Annotated in this window: 7 protein-coding genes; 5 read left to right on the plus strand and 2 right to left on the minus strand. The window is 71.2% G+C overall.

Features of this window, described 5'->3' with window-relative positions:
* Nucleotides 1-1746: proline dehydrogenase family protein (locus tag VBO01S_RS29800; RefSeq protein WP_174543713.1), on the minus strand; the 1746-nt coding region annotated here is incomplete at its 3' end.
* A gap of 159 nt (nucleotides 1747-1905) precedes the next feature.
* Here VBO01S_RS29800 and VBO01S_RS29805 point away from each other — a divergent pair.
* The 3 genes from VBO01S_RS29805 to VBO01S_RS29815 are packed head-to-tail and all read left to right on the plus strand — an operon-like array spanning nucleotide 1906 to nucleotide 3477.
* Nucleotides 1906-2511 carry a helix-turn-helix domain-containing protein gene (locus VBO01S_RS29805; protein WP_062482410.1) on the plus strand — a complete coding sequence of 202 codons (606 nt, stop codon included), beginning with the start codon at nucleotides 1906-1908 and terminating at the stop codon, nucleotides 2509-2511.
* Nucleotides 2508-3047 (plus strand): GNAT family N-acetyltransferase, encoded by a 540-nt coding sequence (locus VBO01S_RS29810; RefSeq protein WP_062482412.1) that lies wholly within the window; start codon nucleotides 2508-2510, stop codon nucleotides 3045-3047. Before VBO01S_RS29805 ends, VBO01S_RS29810 begins: the two co-directional genes overlap by 4 nt.
* Nucleotides 3048-3093: 46 nt before the next feature.
* On the plus strand, nucleotides 3094-3477 hold the full coding sequence (locus VBO01S_RS29815; RefSeq protein WP_062482414.1) for a PaaI family thioesterase: 384 nt from the start codon (nucleotides 3094-3096) through the stop codon (nucleotides 3475-3477).
* Between the two features lie 3 nt (nucleotides 3478-3480).
* Here the strand turns inward: VBO01S_RS29815 and VBO01S_RS29820 are convergent, their stop codons facing one another.
* Entirely contained in the window at nucleotides 3481-4455 is a 975-nt protein-coding gene (locus VBO01S_RS29820; protein WP_062482416.1) for a DMT family transporter, read from the minus strand.
* A gap of 143 nt (nucleotides 4456-4598) precedes the next feature.
* Between VBO01S_RS29820 and VBO01S_RS29825 the strand changes: the two genes are divergently transcribed.
* Together VBO01S_RS29825 and VBO01S_RS29830 are read left to right on the plus strand one after the other, a co-directional pair.
* The gene (locus VBO01S_RS29825; RefSeq protein ID WP_062482419.1) at nucleotides 4599-5477 is read left to right on the plus strand and encodes a LysR family transcriptional regulator; all 879 of its coding nucleotides are present in this window, start codon (nucleotides 4599-4601) and stop codon (nucleotides 5475-5477) included.
* 81 nt (nucleotides 5478-5558) lie between these two features.
* Nucleotides 5559-8290 (plus strand): CapA family protein (locus VBO01S_RS29830; RefSeq protein WP_169805109.1); only part of this gene is annotated, 2732 nt, incomplete at its 3' end.

The raw sequence follows: 8290 nt of genomic DNA on the forward strand, positions 1-8290 counted from the left end.
AAGCATCGGCGTGGCGCGCCAGGGCTCGCTCGCGCTGGCCTGCAGCGTGGCCGCGAGCGCATGCAACGTGGTTTCGCTCGCGAGGTCCAGGCCCTGCGAGTTGGCGCGTTGCGCACCGTAGAGCGCGGCCGGCAGCGGAATGGCCGCGTGCGGCAGGCCCATCGCGCCTTCCTGCGCGGCCATGCGCTCGACCGTCGCGACCGGGTCTTCCACCAGCGTGTCGAGCGGAATCGACGCATCGGCGATGCGGTTCACGAACGAGGTGTTGGCACCGTTCTCCAGCAGCCGCCGCACCAGGTAGGCCAGCAGCGTCTCGTGCGTGCCCACCGGCGCGTAGATGCGGCAGGGCCGCCCGAGCGGGCCCACCACCTGCTCGTACAGCGGCTCGCCCATGCCGTGCAGGCACTGGAACTCGTACTGGCCCGGCGTGTAGCGCGACGGGTCGGCCATCGTGTAGATCGCGGCCAGCGTGTGGGCGTTGTGCGTGGCGAACTGCGGGTACACCGCGTCGGGCGCGTCGAGCAGGCGGCGCGCGCACGCCAGGTACGACACGTCGGTGTAGGCCTTGCGCGTGTAGACCGGGTAGCCCGCCAGCCCGTCGAGCTGCGCGCGCTTGATCTCGCTGTCCCAGTAGGCGCCCTTCACGAGGCGCACCATGAGCCGGTGGCCGCTGCGGCGCGCGAGGTCGATCACCCAGTCGATCACCAAGGGGCAGCGCTTCTGGTAGCCCTGCACCACGAAGCCGATGCCCTGCCAGCTCGCCAGCGCGGGCTCGAAGCACAGGCGCTCCAGCAGGTCGAGCGAGAGTTCGAGCCGGTCGGCTTCTTCGGCGTCGATGTTCAGGCCGATGTCGTAGTGCAGCGCCAGCAGCGCCAGGTCGCGCAGCACCGGGTACAGCTCGGCCATCACGCGCGTGTACTGCGCGCGGCTGTAGCGCGGGTGCAGCGCCGACAGCTTGATCGAGATGCCCGGCCCGCCGTACACGCCGCGCCCGTTCGAGGCGCGGCCGATGGCGTGGATCGCGTCTTCGTAGGCCGCGCGGTAGCGGCGCGCGTCGTCGGCCGTGAGCGCGGCCTCGCCGAGCATGTCGTACGAATAGCGAAAGCCCTGCGCTTCGAGCGTGCGCGCATGCGCCAGCGCCTGGGCGATGGTTTCGCCGGTGACGAACTGCTCGCCCATCATGCGCATCGCCATGTCCACGCCCTTGCGGATCAGCGGCTCGCCGCCCTTGCCGATCAGCCGCGTGAGCGTGGCCGACAGGCCCGTCTCGCTGTGCGTGGCCACCAGCCTGCCGGTGAGCAGCAGGCCCCAGGTGGCGGCATTGACGAACACCGAGGGGCTGTGCCCCGCGTGCGCCTGCCACTGGCCCTGCGCGATCTTGTCGCGGATGAGCGCGTCGCGCGTGTCGGCGTCGGGAATGCGCAGCAGCGCCTCGGCCAGGCACATCAGCGCCACGCCTTCCTGCGACGACAGCGCGTATTCCTGCAGCAGGCCCTGCACGAGGCCCGAACGGCCGCCGCCGTTTTTGCGCTGGCGCAGCTGGTGGGCGATGCGATGGGCGAGGGCGTGGGCTTCGGCGGCTTGGCCGGCCGGCAGCCGGGCCTGCGTGAGCAGCGGCTGCAGCGCCTCGGATTCGGGCGGCCGGCAGGCGGCCGTGATGCGGGCGCGCAGCGCGGACGGCGCGGCGGGGCCGTCGGCGAAGGTGGCGAAGGCCGAGGGCAGGGGGGCGGGATCGTTGGCGCTCATGGTGCGTCGGTGGTGGTGATGTGTTGGATGATTTCAGCGAACGGCATGAATATTTCTCCAAAGAACAGTCACTTCGACGAGCAAGTCTCTGCGGACTGGACGGCCAGCTTTCAGCCCGGGGTTGACTGAATTTCTATTTCATTGGATATTTAATCCAATATGAAAGAAGAATCAGCGTCACCCCCCAGCCTCAACGACCGCATCGCCCAGCGCGTGCGCGCCCTGCGCGCCGCGCGCGATCTCTCGCTCGACGCCCTGGCCACGCACTGCGGCGTCAGCCGCTCCATGATCTCTCTGATCGAGCGCGGCGAGAGCAGTCCGACGGCCGTGCTGCTCGAAAAACTCGCCACCGGCCTGGGCGTGCCGCTGGCCTCGCTGTTCGAGTCCGACGCGCCGGCCGCCAGCCCGGTGTCGCGCCGCGCCGACCAGCTCGAATGGCGCGATCCGCATTCGGGCTACCTGCGCCGCAACGTCTCGGCCGGCGGCGACGCCTCGCCGATCCAGATCGTCGAGGTGCTGTTTCCGCCCGGCGCGCGCGTGGCCTACGAAACCGGCGCGCGCGAGCCGCGCATCCACCAGCAGGTGTGGGTGCTCGAGGGCTGCATCGAACTCGCGGTCGGCGACCAGCAACACCGGCTCGAAGCGGGCGACTGCCTGGCGCTCGTGCTCGACCAGCCGACGAGCTACTTCAACCCCACCCGCGAGACGGCGCGCTACGCGGTCGTCATCACCAGCGCACCTTCTCACGCATCCAACCGGAAATGACCATGACTGCTGCCACCACCACCCCGCGCCTGCGCGCCCTTTCTTCCGTGACCGAGGCCGAGCTGAACGCGCTGGCCGACGTGCTCATCGACTGCGTCGAGGGCGGCGCCTCGGTGAGCTTCATGCAGCCGCTCACGCCCGAGCGCGCGCGGGCCTTCTGGCGCCACGTGGCCGACGGCGTGGCGCGCGGCGAGCGCGAGCTGCTCGTGGCCGAGGACGACGCAGGCATCGTCGGCACCGTGCAGCTGGTGCTGGCGCAGCCCGAGAACCAGCCGCACCGCGGCGAGGTCGCGAAGATGCTGGTGCACCGCCGCGCGCGCCGCCACGGCCTCGGCGCGCTGTTGATGAAGGGCGCCGAACAGCGCGCACGCGACCACGGCAAGACCCTGCTCGTGCTCGACACCTCCAGCCCCGAGGCCGAGCGGCTGTACACCCGCTGCGGTTGGCAGCGCGTGGGCACCATCCCCGGCTACGCGCTGCTGCCCGACGGCACGCCGTGCGGCACCACCTACTTCTACCGCGCGCTCGGCGACTGACGGCCGTGCGGTCTACAGTCGGCCGGTCCTTTCATTTCCCGTCGCCATGAAACACCCCTTCGCCGAACTGATCGACCTGCACTGCGAGGAAGCCACTGCGGGCACCAGCACCATGACGCTGGTCGTCGCGCCGCAGCACCTGAACCCGCACGAGGTCGTGCACGGCGCCGTGCTCTATGCGCTGGCCGACACGGGCATGGGCACGGCGTTGTACCCCACGCTCGAGGCGGGCGAGATCTGCGCCACCATCGAGATCAAGATGAACTACTTCAAGCCCGTGTTCGAGGGCCAGGTCGTCTGCAGGACCACGCTGCTCAACCGCGGGCGCACCGTCGCCAACCTGGAGTCGCGGCTGTACGTGGGCGAGGTGCTCGTGGGGATGGCGAACGGCAACTACGCGATCTTCCGGCGCAGCCGCGCCGAGGGCTGATGTTCATGGCGTGACGCCGCAGGTGCGCTGGCCTGGCGCCGGCACGCGAACCGGCGCCACCGGCGTCGCCGCGCGCTTTGCCGCCATTACGTGCAGCAGCAGCGCCGCCACCACCATCGCCACGCCGACGATCTCGTGCGTCGCGGGCGGCTTGCCCAGCGCCAAACTCATCAGCAAGGCCGACACCGGCACGAAGTTCAGGAAGGCCGTGCCCGTGACCGCGCCGAGCGCGCGTACGCCGTGGTTGAAGGCCAGCACCGCGAGCGCTGACGGCACCAGTCCCACGTACAGCAGCACCTGCCACGACAGGCGCAGCCCCTGCGCGTCGGGCGCGGGCGATGCGCCCAGCACGGTCATGCCCACCGCCACGGCCAGCAGCAGCGGCCACGAGGCCAGCACCGTGAGCGCGGTGTAGTCCACCGTGTCCAGTGTCGGAAAGCGCGCCGCGCCGCGCGTGTAGACGACCCAGCCCAGCGTGCCGACGAAGGCGATGGCGTCGCCGAGCAGCGTGTCGTGCGACAGGCCTGCGCCGCCGGGCGACAGCAGCCCGGCCACCGTGGCCACGCCGGCCAGCGCCAGCGCGGCGGTCAGCAGCGTCGTGCGCGTCGGGCGCACGCCGTCGAGCCACCAGCGCAGCAGCTGCGTGGTGATCGGCGTGGTGGCGATCAGCACCGCGCCGTGCGAGGGCACCGAGTGCGAGAGCCCGACGAACAGCAGGATGCTGAACACGCCGAAGCCCGCAAAGCCGTGCAGTGCCAGCGGCACCGCATGCCGCCGCAGCTTGTGCCAGCCGCCGCTGCCGCGCAGGCCCAGCAGCGCGGCGAACACCAGCGCCGACAGGGTGTAGCGGATGAGCGTGAGCCACACCGGCGCCACGTGCTGCAGCACGCCCTTGCCGACGAGGAACAGGCTGCCCCAGCTGGCGGTGGCGAAGAGCAGGGCCGAAATGCCCGGCAGGCGTGAGGAAGGGGAGGACACGGGAAGACCTTTCAAGAAAAAAGAGGGAGCGCGTGGCCTGAAGGATGGGGACGGGCCGCCGCGAAGGCCATTCGTTTCTTTGGACAGGGGCTTCCGAAAAAGCGAACGGACGACCGCGTCGCACGCGCTCACAATCCGCGGTCATGGAGCTGTACCAACTGAAGACCTTCGTTGCCATCGCGAAGGAGGGCAACCTGACCCGCGCCGCCGAACGCGTGTTCACCAGCGCCCCGGCCGCCAGCGCGCAGCTCAAGGCGCTCGAAGACGAACTCGGCGTGCGCCTGTTCGAGCGCACGCCGCGCGGCATGTCGCCCACCGCGGCCGGCCGTCGCCTGCTCGAAGAGGCCGAGCGCACGCTGGCCTCGGCCATGCGCATGCAGTCGGCCGCCGACCAGTTGCGCGGCGCGGCGCAGGGCGTGGTGCGCTTCGGCACGGTGGTCGATCCGGTGGCGCTGCGCCTGGGCAGTGTGCTGGTCACGCTGGCGCAGCAGCATCCGCAGGTCACGCTGCAGCTCAAGCAGGGGCTGTCGTACGAAACCCTGGCGGCCGTGCAGCGCGGCGAACTCGACTGCGCCTACGTGCTCAGCGACGCCGAGCGGCTCGAAGGCTTCGAGCTGCGGCGCCTGGGCGTGGTCGACCTGGCCGTGGGCCTGCCGCTGGCCGTGGCGCAGGCGCACCCCGAGCTCACGCTCGAACAGCTCACCGACCTGACCTGGGTCGGCACGCCGCCCTCGTGCATCCTGCGCGCGCACCTCGAGAAGCTGTTCGCCTCGGCCGGGCGCGACTACCGCCAGGGCGTCACCGGCGACGGCGAGAGCGCCATCCGCAGCATGGTCGCCAGCGGCATGGGCGCGGGCCTGATGCGGCTGGACCAGGCCGAGCAAGGCGAGCGCCAGGGCGAACTGAAGATCTGGAACGGTTGGCGCTCACACACCTGGCTGTGCTGGGTCGCGCCGGCTGGCGGCCAGCGATCGGCGGCGGTCGAGGCCGTGCGCGGCGCGGTGTTCGACGCCTGGGCGTGACCCGGGCCTGATCCGGGTCCGACGTCGCCCCGGATTTCCGCAGTGGCAGGCCGCGCCCTGGCCTGTCATCATTCGCGGCGCATGACTCACCAAGCTCCCGTCCCCCTCGCCGATCTGTTGAACCGCGCCAGGCAGGCCCTGGCCACCCCGGACGGGGCGCTGCCCCCGGCCCCGCCCGCCACCGACGAGGCCGGCTGCGTGGTGTTCCTCGCGATGGGCGAGGGCGAAAGCCGTGCCCGCGTCGTCATGGGCCGCGGCCCCGACACCGAGGCCGCGTGGCAGGCCGCCGCCGAGGCGCTGGCCGTGAAAGCGAAGCGCGCCGAACGACCGGCGCAGCGGCTGCGCGCGGAGATCGTCGAGCGCACCACGCCGATGACCTGGGGCGAACTGAAGGCGCGGCTGGCGCAGACCAAGCGCAACTACTTCAACGAAGGCATCGCGCTCGACGCGCGCTTCGAGACCGCGCTGCTCGCGCAGGAGATGCACGGCAGTGCCGTGCTCTACAACGGCACGGTCGACCACGCGGAGCCCAACAACGGCAACCTGCGCACGCACACCAAGCGCCGCTTCGGCGACGAGCGCGACTTTCCCACCGACGACGCCGCGCCCGTGTGGTGCTTCACCACGCGCGCCGTGTACGTCGATGCCGAGGGCGCGTGGCCGCTCACGGCCGAAGGGCAGGCCGCGGGCTTTCGCACGCTCACCGACTGGAACGCGGCGCAGGTGCGCGCGCTGGTCGATTCGGCGAGCGACTACCTGGCCGAACAGGTCAAGCCCACGGGCGAGTTCCACTACGGCTGGTTCCCCTGCTTCGACCGCGCGATTCCCACCTACAACACGCTGCGCCACGCCAGCTCCACCTACGCCATGCTCGAAGGCTGGGAGCTCACGCGCAGCGACGTGCAGAAGGCCGCCATCGACCGCGCGCTGGCCTTCCTGAGCCAGCGGCTGATCCGCCGCGCCACGCTGGCCGACGGCACGCAGGCCGCGTTCCTGGTCGACATCGGCAACGAGATCAAGCTCGGCGGCAATGCCGTGTGCCTGCTGGCGCTGGTGAAGTACACCGAGCTCACCGGCGATGCGCAGTACCAGCCGCTGATGGAGCAGCTGGCGCTGGGCATCCGCTCCATGCAGGACCCCGAGACCGGCCGCTTCGTGCACGTGCTCAACCACCCGGGGCTCGACGTGAAGGAGCCCTACCGCATCATCTATTACGACGGCGAGGCGGCCTTCGGGCTGATGCGGCTGTACGGCCTCACGCGCGACGCGCGCTGGCTCGCGGTGGTCGAGAAGGCCTTCGAGCATTTCATCGCGGCGGGCCACTGGCGCGCGCACGACCACTGGCTGAGCTACTGCGTCAACGAGCTCACGCGCTTCAAGCCTGAGACGCGCTACTACCAGTTCGGCCTGCAGAACATGGCGGGCCACCTGGACTTCGTGCTGGAGCGCATCACCACCTTCCCCACGCTGCTCGAGCTGATGATGGCCGCGCGCGAGATGGTGCTGCGGCTGGAAGCCGACCCGGCCCTGCGCCCGCTGCTTGCGGGGCTCGATCGCCACAAGTTCGACCGCGCGCTGGAGCACCGCGCGCGCTACCTCGCCAACGGCCACTTCTGGCCCGAGCTGGCGATGTTCTTCCGCCACCCCGACCGCATCGCGGGCGCGTTCTTCATCAAGCACCACAGCTTCCGCGTGCGCATCGACGACGTGGAGCATTACCTGTCGGGCTACGTGGCCTACCACCGGCTGCTCGAGGCGCGCGAGGCGCAGCAGCAGAGCGCGCAGCTCTCGCAAGCCGCGGCCGAGCCAGCCGCACCGCGCGGGCTCGAAGGCACCGTGCTGTGGGGCGGCGACGTCAACCTGGGCCGCCGCCAGCACTACCGCATGCACGAGCTGGGCGGCCCCGCCCGCATGCTCGGCGACATTCCCGCGCTGCGCGAGGCCGACCTGCGCATCGTGAACCTCGAATGCGTGGTCGCCACCACGGGCGCGCAGGGCGTCGAGAAGGACGAGGGCGGCCCGTACTACTACCGTGCGCGGCCCGAGATGCTCGCGGTGCTGACCGAGGCCGGCATCGACATGGTCGCCACGGCCAACAACCACAGCGGCGACTACGGCCCCGAGGCGCTGCTGGAGCAGCACGGGCTGCTCAACGCCGCCGCCATCGCCTTCGCCGGCACCGGGCCTGATCTCGACTCGGCGCTGCGCCCCGCCTTCCGGCAAGCCGGTGGGCTGCGCGTGGCGCTGTTCTCGCTCGACGCCACGCAGCCGCGCTTCGCCGCCACTGCGCAGCGCCCCGGCGCAGCCTGGCTGTCGCTCGATGACCCGGCGGCCTGGCGCGCCACGCTCGCGCCGCGCATCGCCGCCGCACGCCACGAGGCCGACGTGGTGCTGGTGGCGGTGCATTGGGGCGAGAACCTGGAGACCGCGCCCTCGCGCGCCGAGATCGCCGTCGGCCATGCCATCGTCGAAGCCGGCGCCGACGCGGTGCTCGGCACCTCGGCCCACGTGCTGCAGGGCATCGAGGTCCATCAGGGCCGGCCGATCCTGCACGACGCGGGCGATTTGCTGTTCGACGCCATCCGCAACGACCTCGCGGACTCCGGCGTGTTCTCGCTGCGCCTCGGCCCGCACGGCGTCGAAGAGGTGGTGTTCACGCCGGTGGGCGTGGGCTTCGGCTACTCGCAGCAGCTTGCGGGCGAGGCGGCGCAGGCCGCGAGCGCGCGCTTTGCCGAACTGTGCCGCGCGCTCGGCACCGAGATGACGGCGCGGCCTGATGGCCGCTGCGCGCTGCAGCTGTCGCCGCCCGAACG

Source organism: Variovorax boronicumulans NBRC 103145, assembly GCF_001591345.1.
GTDB classification, from domain to species: Bacteria; Pseudomonadota; Gammaproteobacteria; order Burkholderiales; family Burkholderiaceae_C; genus Variovorax; species Variovorax boronicumulans.

Coding starts and splice junctions, on each gene's coding strand:
- VBO01S_RS29825 (WP_062482419.1), top strand. CDS start 4,599: ATGGAGCTGTACCAACTGAAGACCTTCGTTGCCATCGCGAAGGAGGGC.
- VBO01S_RS29810 (WP_062482412.1), top strand. CDS start 2,508: ATGACCATGACTGCTGCCACCACCACCCCGCGCCTGCGCGCCCTTTCT.
- VBO01S_RS29815 (WP_062482414.1), top strand. CDS start 3,094: ATGAAACACCCCTTCGCCGAACTGATCGACCTGCACTGCGAGGAAGCC.
- VBO01S_RS29805 (WP_062482410.1), top strand. CDS start 1,906: ATGAAAGAAGAATCAGCGTCACCCCCCAGCCTCAACGACCGCATCGCC.